This is a genomic window from Pseudoalteromonas apostichopi, assembly GCF_030297135.1.
Lineage (GTDB): Bacteria > Pseudomonadota > Gammaproteobacteria > Enterobacterales > Alteromonadaceae > Pseudoalteromonas > Pseudoalteromonas apostichopi.
Genome location: NZ_AP028065.1, coordinates 2,057,111 through 2,083,307 on the forward strand (window position 1 = coordinate 2,057,111; position 26,197 = coordinate 2,083,307).

The 26,197-nt window shown below is 43.0% G+C and carries 16 protein-coding genes and 1 tRNA gene; all 17 read left to right on the forward strand.

The features are described from left to right. Positions 1–77: 77 nt before the first annotated feature. The 17 genes from QUE86_RS09240 to QUE86_RS09320 all read left to right on the forward strand — a co-directional run bounded on the left by QUE86_RS09240 (position 78) and on the right by QUE86_RS09320 (position 26,055). Positions 78–154, forward strand: a tRNA-Trp gene (locus tag QUE86_RS09240). 132 nt (positions 155–286) lie between these two features. Next, complete coding sequence (gene secE, locus QUE86_RS09245; RefSeq protein ID WP_130049901.1) at positions 287–664, forward strand: preprotein translocase subunit SecE; 378 nt, start codon at positions 287–289, stop codon at positions 662–664. Between the two features lie 4 nt (positions 665–668). Further along, positions 669–1,226 (forward strand): transcription termination/antitermination protein NusG, encoded by a 558-nt coding sequence (gene nusG, locus QUE86_RS09250; protein WP_054554826.1) that lies wholly within the window; start codon positions 669–671, stop codon positions 1,224–1,226. A gap of 214 nt (positions 1,227–1,440) precedes the next feature. Then, positions 1,441–1,869: a 50S ribosomal protein L11 gene (gene rplK, locus QUE86_RS09255; protein WP_054554827.1), complete on the forward strand. Its 429-nt coding sequence runs from the start codon at positions 1,441–1,443 to the stop codon at positions 1,867–1,869. A 4-nt stretch (positions 1,870–1,873) separates the two neighbouring features. After that, positions 1,874–2,578, forward strand: coding sequence for a 50S ribosomal protein L1 (gene rplA / locus QUE86_RS09260; protein WP_062568393.1), 705 nt, complete (start codon positions 1,874–1,876; stop codon positions 2,576–2,578). A gap of 319 nt (positions 2,579–2,897) precedes the next feature. Next, positions 2,898–3,392, forward strand: a complete 495-nt coding sequence (rplJ, locus tag QUE86_RS09265; protein ID WP_130049900.1) for a 50S ribosomal protein L10 — start codon at positions 2,898–2,900, stop codon at positions 3,390–3,392. An 81-nt stretch (positions 3,393–3,473) separates the two neighbouring features. Beyond that, positions 3,474–3,836: a 50S ribosomal protein L7/L12 gene (gene rplL / locus QUE86_RS09270; RefSeq protein ID WP_054554830.1), complete on the forward strand. Its 363-nt coding sequence runs from the start codon at positions 3,474–3,476 to the stop codon at positions 3,834–3,836. A gap of 272 nt (positions 3,837–4,108) precedes the next feature. Then, positions 4,109–8,134, forward strand: coding sequence for a DNA-directed RNA polymerase subunit beta (gene rpoB, locus QUE86_RS09275; protein WP_286256779.1), 4,026 nt, complete (start codon positions 4,109–4,111; stop codon positions 8,132–8,134). A gap of 97 nt (positions 8,135–8,231) precedes the next feature. After that, on the forward strand, positions 8,232–12,404 hold the full coding sequence (gene rpoC, locus QUE86_RS09280) for a DNA-directed RNA polymerase subunit beta' (protein ID WP_130049898.1): 4,173 nt from the start codon (positions 8,232–8,234) through the stop codon (positions 12,402–12,404). A 193-nt stretch (positions 12,405–12,597) separates the two neighbouring features. Next, positions 12,598–12,972 carry a 30S ribosomal protein S12 gene (gene rpsL, locus QUE86_RS09285; protein WP_002958885.1) on the forward strand — a complete coding sequence of 125 codons (375 nt, stop codon included), beginning with the start codon at positions 12,598–12,600 and terminating at the stop codon, positions 12,970–12,972. 97 nt (positions 12,973–13,069) lie between these two features. Further along, positions 13,070–13,540, forward strand: a complete 471-nt coding sequence (gene rpsG / locus QUE86_RS09290; RefSeq protein WP_054554834.1) for a 30S ribosomal protein S7 — start codon at positions 13,070–13,072, stop codon at positions 13,538–13,540. A gap of 27 nt (positions 13,541–13,567) precedes the next feature. Then, complete coding sequence (gene fusA / locus QUE86_RS09295) at positions 13,568–15,682, forward strand: elongation factor G (RefSeq protein WP_130049897.1); 2,115 nt, start codon at positions 13,568–13,570, stop codon at positions 15,680–15,682. Positions 15,683–15,742: 60 nt separating this feature from the next. Continuing rightward, on the forward strand, positions 15,743–16,927 hold the full coding sequence (gene tuf / locus QUE86_RS09300; RefSeq protein WP_054564107.1) for an elongation factor Tu: 1,185 nt from the start codon (positions 15,743–15,745) through the stop codon (positions 16,925–16,927). A 994-nt stretch (positions 16,928–17,921) separates the two neighbouring features. After that, positions 17,922–21,566 carry a cadherin-like domain-containing protein gene (locus QUE86_RS09305; protein ID WP_286256788.1) on the forward strand — a complete coding sequence of 1,215 codons (3,645 nt, stop codon included), beginning with the start codon at positions 17,922–17,924 and terminating at the stop codon, positions 21,564–21,566. 301 nt (positions 21,567–21,867) lie between these two features. Beyond that, on the forward strand, positions 21,868–23,457 hold the full coding sequence (locus QUE86_RS09310) for an alkaline phosphatase (RefSeq protein ID WP_286256790.1): 1,590 nt from the start codon (positions 21,868–21,870) through the stop codon (positions 23,455–23,457). A gap of 11 nt (positions 23,458–23,468) precedes the next feature. Beyond that, entirely contained in the window at positions 23,469–25,265 is a 1,797-nt protein-coding gene (locus tag QUE86_RS09315) for an alkaline phosphatase (protein WP_286256792.1), read from the forward strand. A gap of 73 nt (positions 25,266–25,338) precedes the next feature. Further along, complete coding sequence (locus QUE86_RS09320) at positions 25,339–26,055, forward strand: hypothetical protein (RefSeq protein WP_239977285.1); 717 nt, start codon at positions 25,339–25,341, stop codon at positions 26,053–26,055. Positions 26,056–26,197 lie beyond the last annotated feature (142 nt).

Genomic DNA, 26,197 nt, shown 5'->3' on the forward strand with positions numbered 1-26,197 from the left:
TGATGAGATTTTAACTAATGGGTATCTTTTACTCTTGTGTTAATGAATTGCGTAAGTATAATAGGCATCCACTTTGCAGGGGCGTAGTTCCAATTGGTAGAACAGCGGTCTCCAAAACCGACGGTTGGGAGTTCGAATCTCTCCGCCCCTGCCACTTTTTAAACAATGTGTGTTGAGTCTGAATTTAAAAATCGGTTTAAACAAGTCAGTTTTTAAGTTTAGATTTTAATGGATTAACCCTGCCAGAGCGCAGGGTTGTTGTGTCTGTAGTTAAGGTAAAAATATTATGAGCACGAATGTAGAAACACCATCAAGTGCGATGGATTCAGTAAAGTGGATTGTAGCAATTGCGCTACTAGCAGGCGCAGTCGTTGGTAACCACATGTTTGCAGACCAATCTGTATTATTACGTGCTATTGGTGTAGTGGTTGCTGTTGCAGCTGGTTTAGGCATTGCCTCACTAACTGAAAAAGGTCGTACTTTTCTTGCGTTTGCAAAAGAGTCACGTATCGAAGTACGTAAAGTTGTGTGGCCAACTCGCCAAGAAACAACACATACGACATTAATTGTAATGGTTGCAACTGTGATTATGGCACTTATCCTTTGGGGATTAGATGGCATTTTGTTCCGCGCAGTAGGCTTTTTAACTGGATTGGAGATCTAATCCCATGTCGGATGAGAAGAACGAAAAGAAACTACGTTGGTACGTAGTGCAAGCTTTCTCTGGTTACGAGAAGCGTGTAGCACAAACTATTCTTGAGCACATCAAGATTGAAGGTTTGGAAGATAGTTTTGGTGAAGTATTAGTACCAACTGAAGAAGTTGTTGAGATGCGCGCTGGTCAAAAGCGTAAATCTGAGCGCAAATTCTTCCCAGGTTATGTACTAGTTCAAATGGACATGAACGATGCAAGCTGGCACTTAGTGAACAGCACAGCACGTGTTATGGGCTTCATTGGTGGTACGTCTGATCGTCCAGCTCCAATCAGCCAAAAAGAAGCTGATCGCATCTTGAACCGTCTGCAAGAGAACTCTGAAGCGCCTAAGCCTGCAACATTATTTGAACCAGGTGAAGTTGTTCGTGTTATCGATGGTCCATTTGCTGACTTCAGCGGTGTTGTGGAAGAAGTTGATTACGAGAAGAGCCGCGTAAAAGTGTCTGTTCTTATCTTCGGTCGTTCGACACCTGTTGACCTTGAATTCGGTCAAGTTGAGCAAGACAAGTAAGTAAGAAATTAAAGCTGCCAAAATTGTTTAATATTTTGGCAATAAGCTTGAAAAAGGCCGCTGATTAACTTATAATCAGCGGCCTTTTTGTGTTAGGGCAAGTTATAACTTGTTTTATCACTAAAAAGTGAGAACCAATTTTTAAACTGGGAAGCCGTTAGAGTACGCGTCCTCGCGCGCACAAGGCTATGACCCACCAAATGAGGTATTTATTATGGCTAAAAAAGTTGAAGCTATTATCAAGCTACAAGTTGCCGCTGGTATGGCTAACCCTAGTCCTCCAGTAGGTCCAGCACTAGGTCAACACGGTGTAAACATCATGGAATTCTGTAAAGCGTTCAACGCACGTACAGAGTCTATCGAAAAAGGCGCTCCAGTTCCTGTAGTGATCTCTGTTTACGGTGACCGTTCTTTCACGTTCGACATGAAAACTCCACCGGCTGCTTACTTACTTAAGAAAGCTGCAGGTATCAAATCAGGTTCTGGCCGTCCTAACACTGAAAAAGTGGGTACAGTAACTCGTGCTCAACTTGAAGAAATCGTTGAGACAAAACGACCTGACCTTACAGCGGCTGATATGGACGCTGCAGTTCGCACTATCGCAGGTTCTGCGCGTGCGATGGGCTTGAACGTAGAGGACTAAGATAATGGCAAAATTAACTAAACGTATGCGTACAATCCGCGAAAAAGTGGATGCGACTAAAGATTACGAAATCAACGAAGCAGTTGCTCTTTTAAAAGAGTTAGCGACAGCTAAATTCGTAGAAAGTGTTGACGTTGCTGTTAACCTTGGTATCGATGCTCGTAAATCTGACCAAAACGTACGTGGTGCAACTGTACTACCTAACGGTACTGGTCGTGAAGTTCGTGTTGCTGTATTCACACAAGGCGCTAACGCAGATGCTGCGAAAGAAGCTGGTGCTGAATTAGTGGGTATGGAAGATCTTGCTGAACAAGTTAAGAAAGGCGAGATGAACTTTGACGTTGTTGTTGCATCTCCAGACGCTATGCGTGTTGTTGGTCAACTAGGTCAAATCTTAGGTCCACGTGGTCTAATGCCAAACCCTAAAACTGGTACTGTAACGCCTAACGTTGCAGAAGCAGTTAAAAATGCGAAAGCAGGTCAAGTTCGTTACCGTAACGACAAGAACGGTATCATCCATACTACTATCGGTAAGGTTGATTTCACTGCTGAGCAACTTCAACAAAACCTTGAAGCTCTTATTGTTGCGCTTAAGAAGGCTAAACCTTCTCAAGCAAAAGGTACTTACGTGAAGAAAGTAACTATCTCTACAACAATGGGCGCAGGTGTTGCTGTTGACCAAAACTCTCTAAGCACAGTTGTTGCTTAATTAAGAGTTTACATGGCGCGAAATTTGAACTATAATTTTGCGCCATTTTGTTGAGAAAGTTAATTTCAAAACAAGTAAAGAATTCGGGTTGAAGTCCATAATTTCGTAATGCTCTCGGGTAAAAACGATAAATTGGGCTTCCGTCCAAGACCGTAGGCGGCTTCGGCCTTAATATTTTACCTACGTAGACGGTGTGAATCCCCAGATAGATTTTTCCTAATCTTCTGGCTCTCGCCGTAAAAAGCATCTCCATCTTAGATGGGGAAGAGTAGAACAGGGAAGCCAATTTCGGCAACCCATTAAACCAGGAGTAACACCCATGGCTTTAAATCTTCAAGGCAAAAAAGCAATTGTTGCTGAAGTCAACGAAGCAGCCACTGGTGCTCTTTCTGCAGTTGTTGCAGATTCTCGTGGTGTAACAGTTGGTGCTATCACTGCCCTTCGTAAAGAAGCTCGTGAAGCTGGTGTATGGATGAAAGTTGTTCGTAACACTTTAGCTAAACGTGCTATTGAAGGTACAGATTTTGAGTGCCTTTCTGACTCACTTGTTGGTCCAAGCTTAATCGCTTTCTCTTCAGAGCACCCAGGTGCTGCTGCGCGTATCTTCAAAGATTTCGCGAAGAAGAACGAGAAATTCGAAGTTAAGACGGCTGCATTTGAAGGTAACGTAGTAGACGCAGCTATGCTAGCAACTCTACCTACTTACGACGAAGCTGTTGCACGCTTAATGAGCGCTATGAAAGAAGCGTCTGCAGGTAAATTGTGTAAAACAATTGAAGCAGTACGTGTACAGAAAGAAGAGCAAGCTGCTTAATTTTAAGCTGTTTTTTTGTTCACTTTCGGTGTAATATTTTTTTTGGGCTATATTTAGTCCGTAATAATTAGGAAATTTGTAATGTCTGTAACTAAAGACCAAATCCTTGATGCTATTGCTGAAATGTCAGTAATGGACGTTGTTGCTCTAGTTGAAGCAATGGAAGAAAAATTCGGCGTAACTGCAGCAGCTGCTGTTGTTGCTGGTCCTGCTGCTGAAGCAGCTGAAGAAAAGACTGAGTTCGACGTAATCCTTACTGGCGCTGGCGCTAACAAGGTTGCAGCTATCAAAGCTGTACGTGGTGCTACTGGTCTTGGCCTTAAAGAAGCTAAAGCACTTGTTGAAGCAGCTCCTGCACCTATCAAAGAAGGTGTATCTAAAGAAGAAGCTGAAGCACTTGCAAAAGACCTTACTGAAGCTGGTGCTGAAGTTGAGGTTAAGTAATCTAGCTTACGCTAGGTTCGCTGCCTGAGTAATCAGGCAAGGGCTGGTGATTATTTAATCACCGGCCTTTTTGCGCTATGGAGCGATGCAATCCTGTAACGCAAATAAAATCTAATTTTCTCTTTACTTTCAAGTTGTTACCTTAATCGGTGTTGAAAGTGGCAGAGCAAAATAGAACAACAATTTAATGTTGTACATCTTGGCATAGATGCCAGTTAAGTCTGTTCTTACAAGAACAGGTCGGGTCAAAGATCAGCAAGCTGAGGAACCCCATGGCTTACTCTTATTCTGAAAAGAAACGTATCCGTAAGGATTTTGGTAAACGTCCACAAGTTTTGGATATACCTTTCTTACTGTCGACGCAGTTAGAATCGTTTAAAAAATTCTTAGTCCCTGACGCTGATGGCGATCACGGTTTGGAAGCTGCATTCCGTTCTGTGTTTCCTATCAAAAGCTACTCGGGAAATTCTGAGCTTCAATACGTAAGTTATCGTATTGGTGAGCCAGTATTCGATGTAAAAGAATGTCAAATTCGCGGTGTGACTTATTCTGCTCCACTTCGCGTAAAATTGCGTCTTGTGGTGATGGACAAAGAAGCACCAGGCACAGTTAAAGACATTAAAGAGCAAGAAGTTTACATGGGCGAAATTCCGCTCATGACTGATACCGGTACCTTTGTTATCAATGGTACAGAGCGTGTTATCGTTTCTCAGCTACACCGTAGCCCTGGTGTATTCTTTGATAACGACCGCGGTAAAACTCACTCGTCAGGTAAAGTGCTTTATAACGCGCGTGTAATTCCTTACCGTGGTTCATGGTTAGACTTCGAGTTTGATGCAAAAGATAACCTTTATGTACGTATTGACCGTCGTCGTAAATTACCGGCGTCAATCATCTTACGTGCACTAGAGTACTCAACGGATGAAATCCTAGAGATATTCTTCGATACAACTACGTTTGAAGTTGCTGACGGTAAAGTTCTTATGGAACTTGTTCCTTCGCGCTTACGTGGTGAAACTGCCGCTTTTGATATCAAAGGCGAAGACGGTGAAGTCCTTGTTGAAGCGGGTCGTCGTATTACTGCGCGTCACATCAAGAACATCGAGAAAAAAGGTATTAACCAATTAGAAGTACCGCATGAGTACATCATTGGTCGTGTTGTAGCTAAAAACTATGTTGATGAGTCAACAGGTGAGATCATCGCAAACGCGAATGACGAGCTATCACTTGAGCTAATGGCTGAATTGGTTAAAGCAGGTCACACTAAGATTGATACTCTATATATCAACGAAGTTGACAGCGGCGCCTACATGTCAGATACATTACGTATCGACACAACAAGCAACCGTTTAGAAGCATTAGTAGAAATTTATCGCATGATGCGCCCAGGCGAGCCACCGACGAAAGACGCGGCTGAAGCCTTATTTGATAACTTGTTCTTCTCTGACGAGCGTTACGATTTATCAACAGTTGGTCGTATGAAGTTCAATAGCCGTGTAGGTTATGACTCAGATACTGGCCCTGGCACATTATCGAAAGAAGACATCGTAGCTGTTATGAAAGTGCTTATCGCTATTCGTAACGGTGTTGGCGATGTTGATGATATCGACCACTTAGGCAACCGTCGTATCCGTAGTGTTGGCGAAATGGCTGAGAACCAATTCCGCGTTGGTCTAGTACGTGTTGAGCGTGCTGTACGTGAGCGTTTAAGCTTAGGTGACCTTGACGCTGTAATGCCACAAGATCTTATTAACGCTAAGCCTATTTCGGCAGCGGTTAAAGAGTTCTTTGGTTCATCTCAGTTATCACAGTTCATGGACCAAAATAACCCGCTTTCAGAAGTAACGCATAAGCGTCGTATTTCTGCATTAGGTCCGGGTGGTTTAACACGTGAACGCGCTGGCTTCGAAGTTCGAGACGTTCACGTAACTCACTATGGTCGTGTATGTCCAATCGAAACGCCTGAGGGTCCAAACATCGGTCTAATTAACTCACTGTCTACGTACGCACGTACTAATGACTATGGTTTCTTAGAAACACCTTACCGTAAAGTGGTAAACGGTGTAGTTACTGATGAAGTAGATTACTTATCAGCCATTGAAGAAGGTCAGTTTGTTATCGCTCAGGCGAACTCAAACTTGAACGAAAACAATGAGTTTGTTGATGAACTAATTCCATGTCGTCACAAAGGTGAATCAACCTTTATGGGCAAAATGGACCAACAATATATGGACGTATCACCACAACAGGTGATCTCTGTAGCGGCAGCACTTATCCCGTTCCTAGAACACGATGATGCTAACCGTGCATTGATGGGTTCAAACATGCAACGTCAAGCCGTACCAACTCTTATCGCGGACAAACCGCTGGTAGGTACAGGTATCGAGCTTACACTAGCGAAAGACTCTGGTGTAACTATCGTTGCTAAGCGTGGTGGTGAAGTAATGTATGCGGATGCAAGCCGCATCGTTGTAAATGTACATGAAGATGAGCGTGTCCCTGGTGAAGCGGGCATCGATATTTACAACCTTACTAAATACACTCGCTCAAACCAAAATACATGTATTAACCAAAAACCAACTTGTATGGTTGGTGAGCCGGTAACACGTGGTGACGTATTAGCAGATGGTCCTTCGACTGACCTTGGTGACTTAGCACTTGGTCAAAACCTTCGCGTGGCATTCATGCCATGGAACGGTTATAACTTCGAGGATTCAATCCTACTATCAGAGCGCGTAGTTCAAGAAGATCGTCTAACGACTATCCACATTCAAGAACTACAATGTATCGCACGTGATACTAAATTAGGTCCAGAAGAGATCACAGCAGATATTCCTAACGTAGGTGAATCTGCACTAGGCAAGCTTGATGAGTCAGGCGTTGTTTATATCGGTGCTGAAGTTAAAGGCGGCGATATCCTAGTAGGTAAAGTGACTCCGAAAGGCGAAACGCAATTAACACCAGAAGAAAAGCTACTACGTGCTATCTTCGGTGAGAAAGCGTCAGACGTTAAAGACAGCTCTTTACGCGTACCAAACTCTGTAACTGGTACTGTAATCGACGTACAAGTTTTCACCCGTGACGGTGTTGAAAAAGATAAGCGTGCGTTAGAAGTTGAAGACATGCAGCTTCGCGAAGCGAAGAAAGACTTCAACGAAGAGTTCCGTATCTTAGAAGCAGGCGTATTAGAGCGTGCTCGTAAGTTACTTGTTGACGCTGGTCTGAACGCAGATTCAATTGCAGCACTAAATGCTGAAAAGCTGCTTACTCAAAGCCTTGCTGAAGAGGATAAGCAAGCTGAACTTGAGCAACTAGCCGCTCAGTACGATGAGCTTAAAGCTGAATACGATAAGAAGTTTGAAAACAAACGTCGTAAGATCACTCAAGGTGACGACTTAGCACCAGGCGTACTTAAGATTGTTAAAGTATACCTAGCTGTTAAACGTCGTATCCAACCGGGTGATAAGATGGCGGGTCGTCACGGTAACAAAGGTGTTATCTCGACTATCGTACCAGTAGAAGATATGCCATACGATGACAAAGGTCGTACGGTAGACATCGTTCTGAACCCGCTAGGTGTACCATCACGTATGAACATCGGTCAGATCCTAGAAACTCATATGGGTCTTGCTGCACGTGGTGTGGGTGAGCGCTTAGAAGAAATGATGAAAGAGCAGCGTGAACTGCACGAAATCCGTAGCTTCGTTAAGAAAGTTTACGAATTAGGTGATTGTCGTCAGAAAGTCGATATCGACTCGTTCTCTGATGATGAAGTTCGTCGCTTAGCTGAAAACTTGAAAGGTGGTTTACCGATCGCAACTCCAGCCTTTGATGGTGCTCGTGAAAGCGAAATCAAAGACTTACTTGAGCTTGGTGGTTATCCAAGAAGCGGTCAAGTTACACTTTATGATGGCCGTACTGGCGATCAGTTCGAACGTCAAGTAACTGTTGGTTACATGTACATGTTGAAACTTAACCACTTGGTTGATGACAAGATGCACGCACGTTCAACTGGTTCTTACAGCCTTGTTACTCAGCAGCCGCTGGGTGGTAAAGCTCAGTTCGGTGGCCAGCGTTTCGGTGAGATGGAGGTGTGGGCACTAGAAGCTTACGGTGCTGCATATACTCTACAAGAAATGCTAACAGTGAAATCGGATGACGTGAACGGTCGTACTAAGATGTATAAGAACATCGTAGATGGTAACCATAAGATGGAACCAGGTATGCCAGAATCGTTCAACGTATTGTTGAAAGAAATCCGCTCACTGGGTATCAACATCGAGTTGGAAGAAAATTAAGCCATTTAGGTGCGGCGTAAGCCGCATCTGTTAGGCCGAATAGAATGTAGGGGCGATTGTTTCGCCCTCAAGATTAACCTCCGACAGGAGAGCTAAGGTGAAAGACTTACTTAAGTTTCTGAAGCAACAAAATAAGACCGAAGAATTCGATGCAATTCGCATTGGTCTTGCTTCGCCAGATATGGTTCGTTCATGGTCATACGGTGAAGTAAAGAAACCTGAGACAATCAACTACCGTACTTTCAAGCCTGAGCGCGACGGCTTATTCTGTGCCCGTATTTTCGGCCCAGTGAAAGATTATGAGTGTTTATGTGGTAAATATAAGCGCCTTAAGCACCGTGGTGTTATTTGTGAAAAGTGTGGCGTTGAAGTAACGCTAACTAAAGTGCGTCGTGACCGTATGGGTCATATTGAGCTTGCGAGCCCAGTTGCGCACATTTGGTTCTTAAAATCATTACCGTCACGTATCGGCTTAATGCTAGACATGACACTTCGTGACATCGAGCGCGTACTTTACTTCGAATCATTCGTAGTAACTGAGCCTGGTATGACAACGCTTGAGCGTGGTCAGCTTTTAGGTGAAGAAGAGTACTTAGATGCACTTGAAGAGCACGGTGATGAGTTTGAAGCGAAGATGGGTGCTGAAGCAGTATTAGACTTGCTTCGTGAACTTGATCTTGGCCAATTAATTGCTGAAATGCGTGAAGAGTTACCAACAATTAACTCTGAAACTAAGCGTAAGAAGATCACTAAACGTCTTAAATTAATGGAATCTTTCCACCAATCAGGTAACAACCCTGAGTGGATGATCATGACAGTACTTCCAGTACTTCCGCCTGATCTACGTCCATTAGTACCTCTAGACGGTGGTCGTTTTGCGACTTCTGATCTGAATGACCTTTACCGTCGTGTTATTAACCGTAATAACCGTCTTAAACGTCTATTAGATCTAGCAGCACCAGACATTATCGTACGCAACGAAAAACGTATGTTACAAGAAGCGGTAGATGCGCTACTTGATAACGGTCGTCGCGGTCGTGCGATTACAGGTTCTAACAAACGTCCTCTGAAATCGCTTGCTGATATGATCAAAGGTAAGCAAGGTCGTTTCCGTCAGAACTTACTTGGTAAACGTGTAGATTACTCTGGCCGTTCTGTAATCACAGTAGGTCCTACGCTTAAACTACACCAGTGTGGTCTTCCTAAGAAGATGGCACTTGAGCTATTCAAACCATTTATCTACGGTAAGCTAGAGCGTCGCGGCATGGCTACGACTATCAAAGCTGCTAAGAAGATGGTTGAGCGTGAAGTAGCAGAAGTATGGGATGTACTAGACGAAGTAATTCGTGAGCATCCAGTATTACTGAACCGTGCACCAACACTTCACCGTTTGGGTATCCAAGCGTTCGAACCTGTGCTTATCGAAGGTAAAGCGATTCATTTACACCCATTAGTTTGTGCGGCATACAACGCTGACTTCGATGGTGACCAAATGGCGGTACACGTACCGTTAACGCTTGAAGCACAATTAGAAGCACGTGCTCTAATGATGTCTACTAACAACATCCTATCTCCAGCGAATGGTGAGCCAATCATCGTTCCTTCACAGGACGTTGTATTAGGTCTTTACTACATGACTCGTGATCGCATCAATGCGAAAGGCGAAGGTATTGTATTTAAAGATCCTAAAGAAGCTGAAAAAGCATACCGCAGCGGTAATGCTGAGTTACATGCACGCGTAAAAGTACGTATCAGCGAGACAATCAGTAATGAAGATGGTGAAACAGTTGAGCAAGTATCTATTGTTGAAACAACAGTAGGTCGTGCGATCCTTTCACTAATCCTACCTAAAGGCATGCCGTTTGAGTTAATCAACCAAGCCCTAGGTAAGAAACAAATTTCTGGCTTATTAAACGAGTGTTACCGTCGTCTAGGTCTTAAAGATACAGTTATCTTTGCTGACCAAGTAATGTACACCGGTTTCCACTACGCAATGAAGTCAGGTGTTTCAATCGGTATCGATGACTTAGTTATCCCACCGGTTAAAGCAGAAATCATTGAATCAGCGGAAGCTGAAGTAACTGAAATCAACCAACAATTCCAATCAGGTCTTGTAACGGCTGGTGAAAAGTACAATAAAGTTATCGATATCTGGTCACGTGTAAATGAAAACTTATCACGTGAGATGATGGCGAACTTATCAAAAGACACTGTAATCAACGCTAAAGGCGAAGAAGAAGAGCAATCTTCATTCAACTCAGTGTTTATGATGGCAGACTCAGGTGCACGTGGTAGCGCCGCTCAGATCCGTCAGTTAGCGGGTATGCGTGGTCTAATGGCACGTCCAGATGGTTCAATCATCGAGACACCAATCACGGCGAACTTCCGTGAAGGTCTAAACGTACTACAGTACTTCATCTCAACGCACGGTGCGCGTAAAGGTCTTGCCGATACAGCACTTAAAACAGCAAACTCGGGTTACTTAACGCGTCGTCTAGTAGACGTTGCACAAGATTTAGTAATCAATGAAGACGATTGTGGCACAGAAGATGGCTTAACAATGAAACCGCTTATCGAGGGTGGTGACGTTGTAGAAGCGCTTCGCGAACGTGTTCTTGGTCGTGTTGTTGCTGAAGATGTATTAATTCCAAATACTAACGAAGTACTTGTTGAGCGTAATATCATGCTTGACGAAAAACTGTGTGACCTTCTAGAAGAGCATTCAGTAGATGAAGTACGCGTTCGTTCAGTAATCACTTGTGATAATGACTTTGGTGTATGTGCTAAGTGTTACGGTCGTGACCTTGCACGTGGCCACATCATTAATCCAGGTGAGTCAGTAGGTGTTATCGCGGCGCAATCAATCGGTGAGCCGGGTACACAGCTTACGATGCGTACCTTCCACATCGGTGGTGCAGCATCTCGAGCGTCTGCTGAAAACAGTGTACAAGTTAAAACTAACGGTACATTGAAGTTACACAACGCGAAGTACGTATTAAACACAGACGGTAAGATTGTTATCACGTCTCGTTCAACAGAGATCACTATCATCGATAGCTTTGGTCGTGAGAAAGAGCGTTATAAAGTACCTTACGGTGCGGTGTTATCTGTACAAGATAATGCAGAAGTTCAAGGTAACGATATCGTTGCAACTTGGGATCCGCATAGTCACCCAATCGTTCTTGAGCATAAGTCAAAAATCTCGTTCAGCGACATTGATGACTCAAATACCGAAGCACAAACAGATGAGTTAACTGGTTTAACTCGTGTGGTTGTTAAAGACTTAGGTAAAGCAAATGCGAAAGAACCTAAACTAATCATCGAAAGCGATGAGCGTGGTCTGCAAGAAACACGTCTACCTTCATTCACAACGATTGAAGTAACCGACGGTGCAACTGCAAACCCAGGTGACGTACTTGCACGTATTCCGCAAGAAGGTTCGAAGACTCGTGATATCACGGGTGGTCTACCTCGCGTAGCTGACTTATTCGAAGCACGTAAACCGAAAGATCCTGCAATTCTTGCAGAAATCACAGGTACTATCAGCTTCGGTAAAGAAACAAAAGGTAAGAAGCGTCTTGTAATCACTCCAGCTGAGGGTGACGCATACGAAGAGATGATTCCTAAATGGCGTCAACTTAACGTGTTCGAAGGTGAGCAAGTGTCTAAAGGTGAGGTTATCGCCGATGGTCCAGAGTCACCACATGACATCTTACGCTTACGTGGTGTAACTCATGTAGCTAACTACATCGTTAACGAAGTGCAAGAGGTTTACCGCTTGCAGGGCGTTAAGATCAATGACAAGCACATTGAGACAATTATTCGTCAGATGCTACGTAAATGTATCATCCTTGACGGCGGTGACACTGAGTTCTTAGCCGGTGAACAAGTTGAAGTGGCACGCGTTAACATCGCGAACCGTGAACTTGAGAAACAAGGTAAGATCCCAGCGAAGTTTGAAATCCAGTTAATGGGTATCACTAAAGCGTCACTTGCAACAGAATCTTTCATTTCTGCAGCATCATTCCAGGAGACAACTCGTGTCCTAACTGAAGCAGCTGTAAATGGTAAGAGCGATGAACTTCGTGGTCTGAAAGAGAACGTAATCGTGGGTCGTCTGATCCCAGCTGGTACAGGCTTTGCGTATCACCAAGACCGTTTGAATCGTCGCAAGCAAGGTGAAATCGTTGAAGAGCAAACAGTAAGTGCTGAAGAGGCGACTCAAGCACTAACTGACGCACTTAACGCAGATATCTCTGGAAACCAATAATCTCAGCTTAATCAATAGATTAAGAAATCGTAAGGCAGTTATCTTCTGCCTTACGATGAGTTAAGGTTGACAGGTTAAACTTTGCTCATTAAAATTCCGCCACCCATTTGCCTGCACGTTTTGTAACGAGCATGTAAACAGGGCGGATTTTTTCATTTTTTCAGTAGTAATTTTAATTTCAGGAGCTATTTAAATGGCAACTATTAACCAGCTAGTGCGTAAGCCACGTCGTAGCAAAGTTACTAAAAGTAACTCAGCTGCACTTAAAGCTTGTCCGCAAAAGCGTGGTGTATGTACTCGTGTATATACAACTACACCTAAGAAACCAAACTCTGCATTACGTAAAGTAGCGCGTGTTCGTTTAACTAACGGTTTCGAAGTAACATCTTACATCGGTGGTGAAGGCCACAACTTACAAGAGCACAGTGTAATCCTTATCCGTGGTGGTCGTGTTAAAGACTTACCAGGTGTGCGTTTCCACACTGTACGTGGTGCACTTGACTGTGCAGGCGTTAGCGACCGTCGTCAAGCTCGTTCTAAATACGGTGCTAAACGCCCTAAGGGCTAATGGTTCTCCGTTAGTAAGGCCAAGCACTAAATTTTTAAATTAATTGTTTTGGGTATTGACTCTAAAAGAGCAAACCTGAAGATACCGGAGATACAAAATGCCTAGAAGACGCGTAATAGGTCAACGTAAAATTCTTCCAGATCCTAAGTTCGGATCGGAACTTCTTGCTAAATTCGTTAACGTAGTAATGTTAGACGGCAAGAAATCTACTGCTGAAAAAATCGTTTATGGTGCGTTAGACGTGGCTGCTGAGAAATCAGGCAAGTCGCACCTTGAAATCTTTGAAGCTGCACTTGAAAACGTTCGCCCACAGGTAGAGGTTAAATCTCGCCGTGTTGGTGGTTCAACGTACCAAGTACCAGTTGAAGTACGTCCAGTACGTCGCAACGCATTAGGTATGCGTTGGTTAGTAGACGCTGCACGTAAGCGTGGCGAAAAATCTATGGGCTTACGTTTAGCTCAAGAAATCGTTGACGCTGCTGACAACAAAGGCACTGCGGTTAAGAAACGTGAAGACGTTCACCGTATGGCTGAAGCGAATAAAGCATTCGCTCATTACCGTTGGTAATCTGCCCTTAACCTTTAAGAGGATCATATGGCACGTACAACTCCACTTGAGCGCTATCGCAATATCGGTATTTGCGCTCACGTAGATGCAGGTAAAACCACCACAACAGAACGTGTTCTGTTCTACACAGGTCTTTCTCATAAGATCGGTGAAGTACATGATGGTGCTGCAACTATGGATTGGATGGAGCAGGAACAAGAGCGTGGTATCACAATCACTTCTGCTGCAACAACGTGTTTCTGGAAAGGGATGGACGCTCAATTTGACGACCATCGCATCAATATCATTGATACTCCAGGACACGTAGATTTCACTATCGAAGTAGAGCGTTCTTTACGCGTACTAGATGGTGCGGTAGTTGTTCTTTGTGCTTCATCTGGTGTACAGCCGCAAACTGAGACAGTTTGGCGTCAAGCGAACAAATACGAAGTTCCTCGCATGATCTTCGTAAATAAAATGGATCGCACTGGCGCTGACTTCTTAACTGTTGTGGACCAGGTGAAATCTCGTCTTGGAGCAACGCCTGTTCCAATTCAGCTACCAATTGGTGCTGAAGACGACTTTAAAGGTGTTATTGACCTTATTAAGATGAAAGCCATTAACTGGAATGCCGAAGATCAAGGCATGACTTTCTCTTATGAGGCCATTCCGGCAGAGCTTCTGGAGCTTGCAGAAGAATGGCGTTCTCACATGGTTGAGAGCGCTGCTGAAGCATCAGAAGAACTAATGGACAAATATCTAGAAGGTGAAGACCTGACTGAAGCTGAAATTAAAGCAGCTTTACGTCAGCGCACATTAGCTAACGAAATTGTTCCAATGACGTGTGGTAGTGCATTTAAGAATAAGGGCGTTCAAGCTGTGCTTGATGCTGTTATCGAATATATGCCTGCTCCAACACAAGTGAAACAAATCCAAGGTATCGTTGAAGATGGTACTGAGGAAGAACGTCCTGCTGATGACAACGCACCGTTTGCCGCACTTGCTTTTAAGATTGCGACAGACCCGTTCGTTGGCACCTTGACCTTCTTCCGTGTTTACTCTGGTACTGTTAAACAGGGTGACGCGGTATACAACCCAGTTAAAAGTAAGCGTGAGCGACTTGGTCGTATCGTTCAGATGCATTCAAACTCACGTGAAGAGATCAAAGTAGTCTACGCAGGCGACATCGCAGCGGCTATTGGTCTTAAAGACGTAACAACAGGTGAGACACTGTGTGATCCGAACTCAGTCATTACGCTTGAGCGTATGGAGTTCCCTGAGCCAGTTATCTCTGTTGCGGTAGAGCCTCGCACAGTAGCTGACCAAGATAAGATGGGAATCGCGCTAGGTAAACTAGCGGCAGAAGATCCATCTTTCCGAGTACAAACTGACGAAGAATCAGGCCAGACTATTATTTCTGGCATGGGTGAACTTCACCTTGATATCATTGTCGACCGTATGAAGCGTGAATTCAGTGTTGAATGTAACGTTGGTAAGCCACAGGTAGCATACCGTGAAGCTATCCGTTCAGCTGTTGAAGTTGAAGGGAAGTTCGTACGTCAATCAGGTGGTCGTGGTCAATATGGTCACGTCTGGCTTAAACTTGAACCGATGGATATTTCGGAAGATGATGCGCCAATTTATGAGTTCGTTAACGAAATCGTTGGTGGTTCTGTTCCTAAAGAATACATCCCTGCGGTAGACAAAGGTATCCAAGAGCAAATGACTCAAGGTGTACTGGCAGGCTACCCATTACTTGGCGTTAAAGCGACTCTGTTTGATGGTTCATTCCATGATGTAGATTCGAATGAAATGGCATTTAAGATTGCAGGTTCAATGGCGATGAAGAAAGGTGCGCTTGAAGCAAACCCAGCTCTTCTAGAACCAGTAATGAAGGTTGAAGTTATCACTCCTGAAGAAAACATGGGTGATGTAGTTGGTGACTTAAACCGTCGCCGCGGCATGATCGAAGGCATGGAAGAAGCATTCGGTGGTCTTAAGCAAATTAATGCGCAAGTACCACTTTCTGAAATGTTTGGTTATGCAACTGATCTGCGATCTGCAACACAAGGCCGTGCATCATACTCTATGGAGTTTTTGAAGTATGCAGAAGCCTCTAAGAATGTTGCAGATGCAATAATTGCAGCTCGCGCTGTTATATGATTTAGCTTGTCTGGCCCAATAGTGGGTCAGGCGTTAATTTCTTTATAGGAATTTTTTAAGATGGCAAAAGAAAAGTTTGAACGCGTAAAACCGCACGTAAACGTTGGTACAATCGGCCACGTTGACCACGGTAAAACAACTCTAACAGCAGCAATCACAAACGTACTTGCAAAAGTATACGGTGGTGTAGCTAAAGACTTCGCATCAATCGATAACGCTCCAGAAGAGCGTGAGCGTGGTATCACAATCTCAACTTCACACGTTGAGTACGATACTCCTACTCGTCACTACGCACACGTAGACTGTCCAGGACACGCCGATTATGTTAAAAACATGATCACTGGTGCTGCTCAAATGGACGGCGCAATCCTAGTAGTTGCTGCGACTGACGGTCCTATGCCACAAACTCGTGAGCACATCCTACTTTCTCGTCAGGTTGGTGTACCTTACATCATCGTATTCATGAACAAATGTGACATGGTTGACGACGAAGAGCTACTTGAGCTAGTTGAGATGGAAGTTCGTGAACTTCTTTCAGAGTACGACTTCCCAGGTGATGACTTACCACTAATCCAAGGTTCAGCGCTTAAAGCGTTAGAAGGCGAGAAAGAGTGGGAAGACAAAATCGTTGAGCTTGCAGAAGCACTAGATTCTTACATCCCAGAGCCAGAGCGTGACATCGATAAGCCATTCATCATGCCTATCGAAGACGTATTCTCAATCCAAGGTCGTGGTACTGTTGTAACTGGCCGTGTTGAAGCTGGTATCATCAACGTGAATGACGAAGTTGAAATCGTAGGTATCAAAGAAACTACGAAGACAACTTGTACAGGTGTTGAGATGTTCCGTAAGCTTCTAGACGAAGGTCGTGCGGGTGAGAACATCGGTGCACTTCTACGTGGTACTAAGCGTGAAGACGTTGAACGTGGTCAAGTACTAGCTAAGCCTGGTTCAATCACTCCACACACGAAGTTCACTTCAGAAGTATACGTACTTTCTAAAGATGAAGGTGGTCGTCACACTCCATTCTTCAAAGGTTACCGTCCACAGTTCTACTTCCGTACAACTGACGTAACAGGTGACGTACAGTTACCAGACGGCGTTGAAATGGTAATGCCTGGTGATAACATCAAGATGACTGTAGAACTAATCTGCCCAATCGCGATGGACGAAGGTTTACGCTTCGCTATCCGTGAAGGTGGTCGTACAGTTGGTGCTGGTGTTGTTGCAACTATCGTTGAGTAATCAACTATAGTAATGCATCAAGCATTAAGAAAAACCCGAGCTTAGTCTCGGGTTTTTTATGGGTGAAGAAAAGCTATCAGCTGTCAGCTTTCAGACGTCAAATCACAATTCTTAGGGCAGGTTGGTTTGAGCGAAGCGAAACCCAACACAATCCATGCAAACCTTTTCTTTTATGGCCCCATTACCATAAACCATTCCTCCTAATGGCTTGATCTAGACCCTTTGAACTTTATCCTCGCTAACCACTGTATAAAAAGCATCATTACGTTATTGTTTTATCGTTTTATTCACTAATAACGTCATTTTAATGTGAATATATCACTAAGTTTTTATTGTTAATGCGGTTTCTGTTTTGGGCATTTTAGGTTCTTTATGTGTAATTAGATTTAATTGTTTAAATATCAATTAAATCTTATGAGGGTTGGGTAAATTTTGCTTAATCTATTGTTTCTAAAAAGGAAGCCGAAAATCAATCTTATAGTAGTATTTTGTTAATGGGTTTTGTTAGAATTACTGCCGTCATGTAAATGGAATGGTTTTATCAGGGATGGCTAATGACTAGCTTAAATGCTACTTGTCAAAAAATAGCTTTGCTATTTGCTGTATATTTTTAAATCCCCTTTAGATGCTCAGTATCTTTATAGCTTGTACTTTGATGGTTTGATCTAAATTGCTCATAAGTATCAGTAGGATTTCTCTTTCTATCTTAAAAAGCTTTGAAACACTGAAGACATACATAAAATTCAAACCTCGGTGGGGATTGTTGTGTTAATTATTTGCCAACAATCGGTATGAATAACTATGTATATATCAATCTAATTAATGTTAATTCCTTTCCTGTAACAGGCACTTCCTTCTGTAGTGGTCGAAAATTTTTAAAATATAGATCACATTTAAGTAAGGAGTTATCGCCCAATTTTTTAGTTATTAAATCGAATAGTAGCTTTAAAACAGTAGGTGAATTTTAAGTTATTAATATAAAAAGGAATTAATAGTGTATAAAAATAAACTTACGCAAACTGCTTTATGCGTTGCCGCTGCAATTGCCTCAACATCAACAATTGCTGCCAATAGTTGGTTATCTAGAGTCAGTACCGTCGATCAGAATCAGCAAAAGAAAGTATTTGCAGCTAACAGGATGCAAAGCCTTTCTGCTGTCAGTACTGATTCGTCAACTGCAATTTTTGATATAACAGTGTCGTTATACAATAATCCAGAAGGTACAGAGCAGAATGCCTATGAAGAAATTTTTAAAAACTTCGCAGATGCTATTTGTGAGCAAACAAATGGTGAGCATAAGCTTGGCACAGTGAGTGTATTTAGAGAAAATAAACATCGCTCTAAATCAGATATTATTTGGGGGTCAAGAGAATGGCCTAGAGCTAATGCGTCAGGTTTTGGTGCGAATGGCATGCATATTTGGTTTGGTGATGTTTTCCCGAACGGTGCAGGTGCTGGCAAAGACCATGATATGCTTCAAGATCCTAAAGGTGCTGGTTATACACTTGCCCATGAATGGGGGCACTATGCTTATGGCCTTTTTGACGAGTATCAAGGCGTAGCTGAAAGCGCAGATGCAAATAGCCCTATAAAAACTGATTTAGCTACTAACTCTATTATGAGTAATCAGTGGAAAGCTCTACAAGGTGATATGCTTTGGCTTAATCACTCTACTGCAACAAATATTGGTAATGTTGATAGAACAGCTCAAGGTCGAGTATACGGAAAAAGTGCATGGGAAGTGCTATTACAAGATGCCAAAGATGATCCTAAGTTAGGAAGAAAAACGGCTCAACCAGAGCGTACTCGCTTTCTTACCCTGGCTAACAATGCTCCAGATGATGTAACACCAGTAAAGGTTGAACTACCTTCAGCTCAAGCATCATGCCGAGATCAACTTGATGTAGTTTGGGTTGAAGGTGATATTGATATGCAAGTGGTTATTGACCGTTCAGGTAGTATGGGCGGCTCGGCAATCAATAATGCCAAACAAGCAGCTAAAATTCTTGTTGATGCTACAGCTGAAGGTACTACATCAATGGGGTTAGTTAGCTTCTCTAGCTACTATAGTGTGATACAAGATTTTCCTGTAACTAAAATTGAAAGCCCAGATGTTTCAGTAAAAACTGAACTAAAAGCAGCAATTGATTCAATCAGAGCTGGAGGGTCAACAGCCCTTTACGATGGTTCACAATTAGCGCTTGATAACTTAGAACAATACCAACAAACTCAAGCAAGCGGTGCCCCAGGTGTTGTTTTTGTCCTAGCCGACGGTAATGACAATGATTCTCGCTTGTCACAGGCGTCGGTTATCAGTAATTATCAACAAGCTAATATGCCAATTTTCAGTTTTGGCTATGGTAGTGCATCACCAACTGGCCCACTTCTCACTTTAGCTAATGCTACTGGTGGTAAGTACTTTTCTTCACCAACATCATTGGCTGAAATTGTTGATGCTTTCTTGCAAGCTAATGCGATTGCGACAGATAATCAGAATCTTGCATCTACAACATACTCAATTGATAGTTCTCAAAGCGCCAGTCAGCCAATTTATGTTGATTCTGGGCTAGATAACATAAATGTTTTTGTAAATCACAATGCAGATCTTGCAGATCTTGAGTTAGCGCTATTTGATGGTGCTGGCACACTCGTTACCGATATAGATTTCAACTGTATAGATACTGCTAGCACTCAATCATGTAGTGCTAATATTTCTAATCAGAAACTATCTGCACATGGTGCAGGGCAGTGGCAGTTACAGTTAACGAACCTAAATCAAAGTAGTAGCCTTACTGCTGCGGTAAATGTGAGTGCTGAACCAAGCTTATCAGGTACATACTCTGTCAATGTTGAAGGAGTTGATGGAAACGCAGTTACTTACCCAGCTCCTATGATCCTGACTACAGCAATCACAAAAGATAAACTAATTACAGGCGCTAATGTTAAGGCAACTATTACAGATCCAAACCAAGTTAAAAGCGAACTTGAACTGTTTGATAATGGCATTGGTGGAGATGCTGTTTCAGGGGATGGAATTTACTCAGTAATTGCACCTTATAATCAAAATGGTATTTATCAAGTTGAAGTGCATGTAGACAATAATGACAGCAAGGCTGTGTACACCACAACAGGGTTATTAACGCCAACGATTGATGGCTCAGTACCAGAAGCTGAGACATTGCCAAGTATCGATGAGAATTTTGTTCGTATAGCTAAAACTTCACTAGTAGTCAGTGATGTACCATACAGCGATAGTAATGACAGTTATTATCTGAGTGATGATCTTACTCCAAGTAATGCTGGAATTGAGGGGATGGTTGACTCTCAGGGGGACCTAGACTTTTATCAAATCGAAAACATTGATACGACAAGTGAGTTTGTTGTTCGTGTATCTGACTTAAGCTTAGGGATGAAACCTAGCCTTACATTATATAAGTCAGATGGCATAACTGTAATTGATCAAGATATTACGTTGGATACAAACCCTTCTAAAACAGGTTATGTGTTCTATAAAGTTGCTACTACGGACTTAGAGTCAACTCTTTACGCCGTAGTACAGCATGAAGATACGACCGCAACTACTGGGGGATACCAAATTAGTGCGGGTGCTCCATTAAATACTGACACGCCTCCAAATAACGCACCTTTAGCAGCTGAAGATGTTGCATCAATTTGGTCAGGTCAAACAACAGTTATCAATGTTTTAGAAAATGATACAGATTTAGACGGTGATACTCTATCAATTGATAGCATACAAAATAATGGGACCTTGGGCGTTGTAAGTTTAGTTGATGGTCAGATTACATACGATGCATCAACAGCGTTTGACGATGAAGTTCCCGGGACAGTTATTTCTGATTCATTTAAGTATATTGTGACTGATAATAATGGCGCATTTGTTGAGGGGCAGGTAACCATATCTGTATCTATCAACACGCCTCCAACAGCTGAAGCAGATATTGTTTATGTTGACGAAAATGGAACTGTAAATATTTCACCATTACAAAATGATAGTGATGCTGATGGTCATTCAATAACATTAATTGATTATTTGGATACTCTAACAGGTGAATTAACAGATAATAATGATGGTACTTGGACATATTCTACAAATGGTCAATTTGATTCATTGACAAAGGGTGAACAAGTAACAGATGCATTGACTTATACGATAGCTGATGAAGTGGGTTCAGAGTCTATGGCTCAGGTTTCTGTGATTATTACGGGTATCAATACTATACCTACAGCCGAAGCTGACGAGGTTTCAACATCTAAATCATCAACAGTACTCATAGATGCTTTAGGGAATGATAGTGATGAAGATGGCGATGTTCTATCTGTAGTCTCATTAGATGCGGAAGATGTTAAAGGAACTGTTACTGATAATGGGGATGGTACATTCACATATGACCCAGCTGGAAAGTTTGCTGATTTATATGCTGGCAGCTCAGCGACAGAAACATTTAGCTATGCTGTATCTGATGGTTCAGAACAAGTTTCAACAACCGTTACTGTGACTGTCAACGGTGAAGGTAGCAAACCTGAAGTTGAAAAATCATCTTCAAGCAGTGGCGGTAGTTTATTTTGGCTAACTTTACTTCTAGCGCCGTTTAGCTTGCTAAGACGCCGCAAAAAGTAAGTTAATTAAATAACAATGCAACTATAGGCCTTTGAGTAATAGGCTCAAAGGCTTTTTTATTCATGTTGATTACATAGAAGTTCTTTAAAAGGAAATTTGAATCAGTCTCAAACTACTAGCCCTATTATTTCCCCTAAAACTAAATACTTGCCTTCTTGCACTGCTTGTGCTGTTTCACCATTTCGTCATGAAAAGTCACTTTTTTAGTAACAATGCGTTCTTAGTATTACTGCGCTAATTATCCAAGTGCAGCTTAGTTAGCACTCAAATTCTTAAAATAATGTACTAACGGAACGTAACGATGAAAATTAATAAAATTGCTACTGCAATTGGTTTAACGTTGGCATTGTCAGCCACGGCCAATGCAGGTGTGTTACCAGACAGTCAAAAACAAAATGATTGGTATAGTGCTGCTGAAATAAAATTAACAGAAAAAGAAGCGGCGGCCCAGGTTGAGCAAACGTTTAAAGCTAAAAATGTCATTCTATTTGTTGGTGATGGTATGGGTATTTCAACGCTTACTGCATCGCGTATCATGGCGGGTCAAATGGAAGGTAAGTCGGGCGAAGAAGGCTTATTAAGCTTTGAGGAGTTTCCTTACTCTGCGCAAATCAAAACGTATAACGTTGATGCGCAAACACCTGACTCAGCAGGCACAATGACAGCAATTATTTCAGGCGTTAAAACTGATGTTGGTGTAATTGGTGTAAACGAAAACATCGAGCGTGGCAAGTGTGCAACAGTTGCGGGTAACGAATTAATTACTGCTACAGAGCTTGCGGAAATCAAAGGTCTAGCAACAGGCGTTATTTCAACAGCGCGCATTACACACGCAACACCTGCAGCAACGTATGCAAAATCAGCCGATCGTAACTGGGAAGATGTATCAGACATGCCAGCTGATGCCGTAGAAGCTGGCTGTGAAGACATTGCATCGCAACTCGTTAATTTCGAGAAGAACCTTGAAGCACGCTTCGTAGGAACCGACGTTGATGGTCTTGAGGTGGTGATGGGCGGTGGTCGTCGTCACTTTTTACCGAAAGACGCAGCATTCAACTCAGCTGATGCAGTCAGTGAAGTGGAAGGTGACCGTACGGATGAGCGTGATCTAACTGCTGAATGGCAAGAAATGTACCCTGATGGCAAGTACGTGATGGACCAAGCAGGCTTTGATACGCTTAATGCCGATACAAAACGTGTATTCGCATTGTTCAATGAGTCACACATGCAATATGAAGCTGACCGCGCTAACGATGTAGCGGGTGAGCCGTCATTATCTGAAATGACGGGTAAAGCGATTGATATCTTAAAGAGCAATGAAAAAGGCTTTTTCTTAACCGTTGAATCTGGGCGTATTGATCATGCTCACCATGCGGGTAATGCTTACAACGCGCTAAACGATACTGTTGAATTTGCCAAAGCTGTGCAAACAGCTGTAGAAAACACCAATCCAGAAGAAACTCTTATCCTTGTTACCGCTGACCACAGTCATGTATTTACTATCGCAGGTTATCCAAAGCGCGGTAACCCTATCTTAGGCCAAGTAGTTGCAATAGGTAGCGAAGAGCCAAGCCTTGCTGCTGATGGTATGCCTTACACTACAGTGGGTTATGCAAATGGTTTAGGTTTCCGTGATTTAGGCGATGAGACAGATGCAGATGTATCTTATAACGAAGCAGCATTGGCTGGTCGTGTTGATTTAATGGGGGTTGATACAACGACACCTGGTTATCACCAAGAAGCCACTGTGCCATTAGGTTCTGAAACTCATGCGGGTGAAGATATTTCACTTCATGCAAAAGGTCCAGGTGCGCAACTAGTACAAGGCGTTGTGGAGCAAAACGTAATTTTCCACATCATTAACCAAGCTCTAGAACTAATTGAAGAATAATGGCGACGACGATGAAAAAACTAAATTTAATTTCTCTTGCTGTAGTAGTGGCATTAGCGGGTTGTTCTGATGACAATGACAACTCACCAAAAACATTAACCGTTGAAAATACATTAGCTGTTGGTTCTGAGCAGTGCGTGAACGGTGGTACAGCAACCCTAACAGGTGCAGATAGCAATGATAATGGTGAGCTAGACTCAGCAGAAGTAACGGATACAAGCGTTGCATGTAATGCACCAGCAACGTCGTTAACGGCATCGCAATTAGCGCCGTTGACTGATAATGAGTGGTTTAAGTCAGCACAAGTTAAAGTCGCTACCAGCGAAGAAAACATTGCTGCAGTTGTAAAAGAGTCAGGTAAAGCGAAAAACGTGATCCTATTCGTGGGTGACGGCATGGGTATTTCAACGGTCACTGCTGCACGTATCATGGCGGGTCAGCTAGAAGGCAAGCTAGGTGAAGAGCATCAGCTTAGCTTTGAAACACTACCATTCTCAGGTTTTGCTAAAACTTATAACGTAGATGCGCAAACACCTGATTCAGCGGGTACGATGACAGCAATGGCATCGGGCGTAAAAACGGATGCTGGCGTTATCGGTGTTGATGAAGACATCGAGCGCGGTAACTGTGCAACGGTTGCAGGTAATGAGCTAGTAACAGCCACTGAGCTTGCTGAGATTGCAGGTAAGTCGACAGGTATTGTTTCTACAGCGCGGATCACTCACGCAACGCCTGCAGCAACATATGCTAAATCGGCTGACCGTAACTGGGAAGACGTATCAGATATGCCTGAAGCCGCAGTCACCGCTGGCTGTGAAGATATTGCATCGCAATTAATTAACTTTGAAGCGAACCTAGAAGCACGCTACGAAGGGCTAGATGTTGATGGTTTAGAAGTTGTCATGGGCGGCGGTCGTCGTCATTTCTTACCGAAAGACGCAGCTTTTAATTCTGCTGATGCTGTGAGCTCAGTAGAAGGTGACCGTACAGATGGTCGTGACTTAACTGCGGAGTGGAAAGCCAAATACCCTGCAGGTCAATATGTGATGGACCAAGCTGGTTTTGATGCAATCGATGCAGATACAACTGAGCGTGTATTTGGTTTATTCAATGAATCACACATGCAATACGAAGCAGACCGCTCGAATGACGTAGCGGGTGAGCCGTCACTTTCTGAAATGACCGCAAAGGCAATTGATATTTTAGATAACAATGCAAATGGCTTTATGTTAACAGTTGAAGCAGGACGTATTGATCATGCCCACCACGCAGGTAATGCCTATAACGCATTGAGCGACACTGTTGAGTTGTCAAAAGCTGTACAAGTTGCCCTTGATAAGACTAGCATTGAAGACACACTAATCATCGTAACTGCTGACCACAGCCACGTATTTACCATTGCAGGCTATCCAAAACGTGGTAACCCAATTTTAGGTAAAGTAGTACCAGTGGGTAGTGATGAGCCATCACTTGCAGCAGACAATATGCCATACACAACGGTTGGTTATACCAATGGTGGCGGCTTCCGAGATTTAGGCGATGAGACTGATGCTGATGCAGGTTATAACTTTGCGCCAGTAACAGGGCGTGTTGATTTAACTGATGTTGACACAACAACACCAGGCTTCCATCAAGAAGCTGTTGTACCACTAGGCTCAGAAACACACGCAGCAGAAGATGTTGGTGTGTATGCAGTAGGCCCAGGTGCACATTTAGTAACAGGTACTAATGAGCAAAGCCTTATTTTCCATGTTATGGATTATGCCGCTGACCTTGTTAAACAAGCCGATGCTAAATTAGCACAATAATGAGTGCTTGGGAGGCTCTAAGCCTCCCTTACTCAATTAGTTATAAAGTAAACCAAGATAAAAAGAGAATCCCGTGAAAGCAGCCATCTTACTTGCCTCATTACTTAGCCCACTTGCTGTTGCAGGGCAATGCGATATGAACACCGGTTTTACGCAAGCAGACTATAAAGTCACAACAGATATAGTTGCTAATAAGCAGCATACTGAAAACACCTTTACCCTTTGGCGTACGCCTCATCAGGTGGCTAAGCAGAATCCACAGTTTATTGAGCTATGGCAGCAGTTGCGCAATCAACAAATTCGCCCAATTCGTTATTTTCAGCATGCGCAGCGTGGTATTGAATATCAACCATCGGAAGTGCAAGGTGAACAAGATTGGAGTAGCAAATATCAGCTAGTAAGCGATAAATTCCTAGCCTCTATGACGCACCAAAAAAGCGCAGGAGAAGGCTGTGAGCTAACGGATTATTACACACAACAGCAGGGTGATAGCAAAATAGAGTTAAGCTGGCTTGCCAATCAAAAGTTACTCAAAGCAATTCGTATTTCAACACCCAGTTATAGCCGTGAAATTGTTTTAACAGCCAGCCATCACAATCAGCAAAAAGTACAGGTAGAATTTGCGAAATGGGATAACTATCAAACGACCGATTACGCAGATATCGGTGATAATGAAAGCGACCCGTTTTTAGCTAAAATGATCAACTTAGGGTTTGTTGAGCATGGTGCAAGCGGATTTTATGATGCGCAAGGTAATCAGCTAAAAGGTGAGCATGGGCATCATCACTAATTAAATATCGCAATGCCGCTTTTTTAGCGGCATTTTTGTATCTGCAACTCAGCGTTGCTAGCGCTACTCATTGCCCTTTTCAGCTAAGATAAAATTATGTGCTTCAACGAAGTGTTGCAACTATTGTCTGGTTTAATTGGTA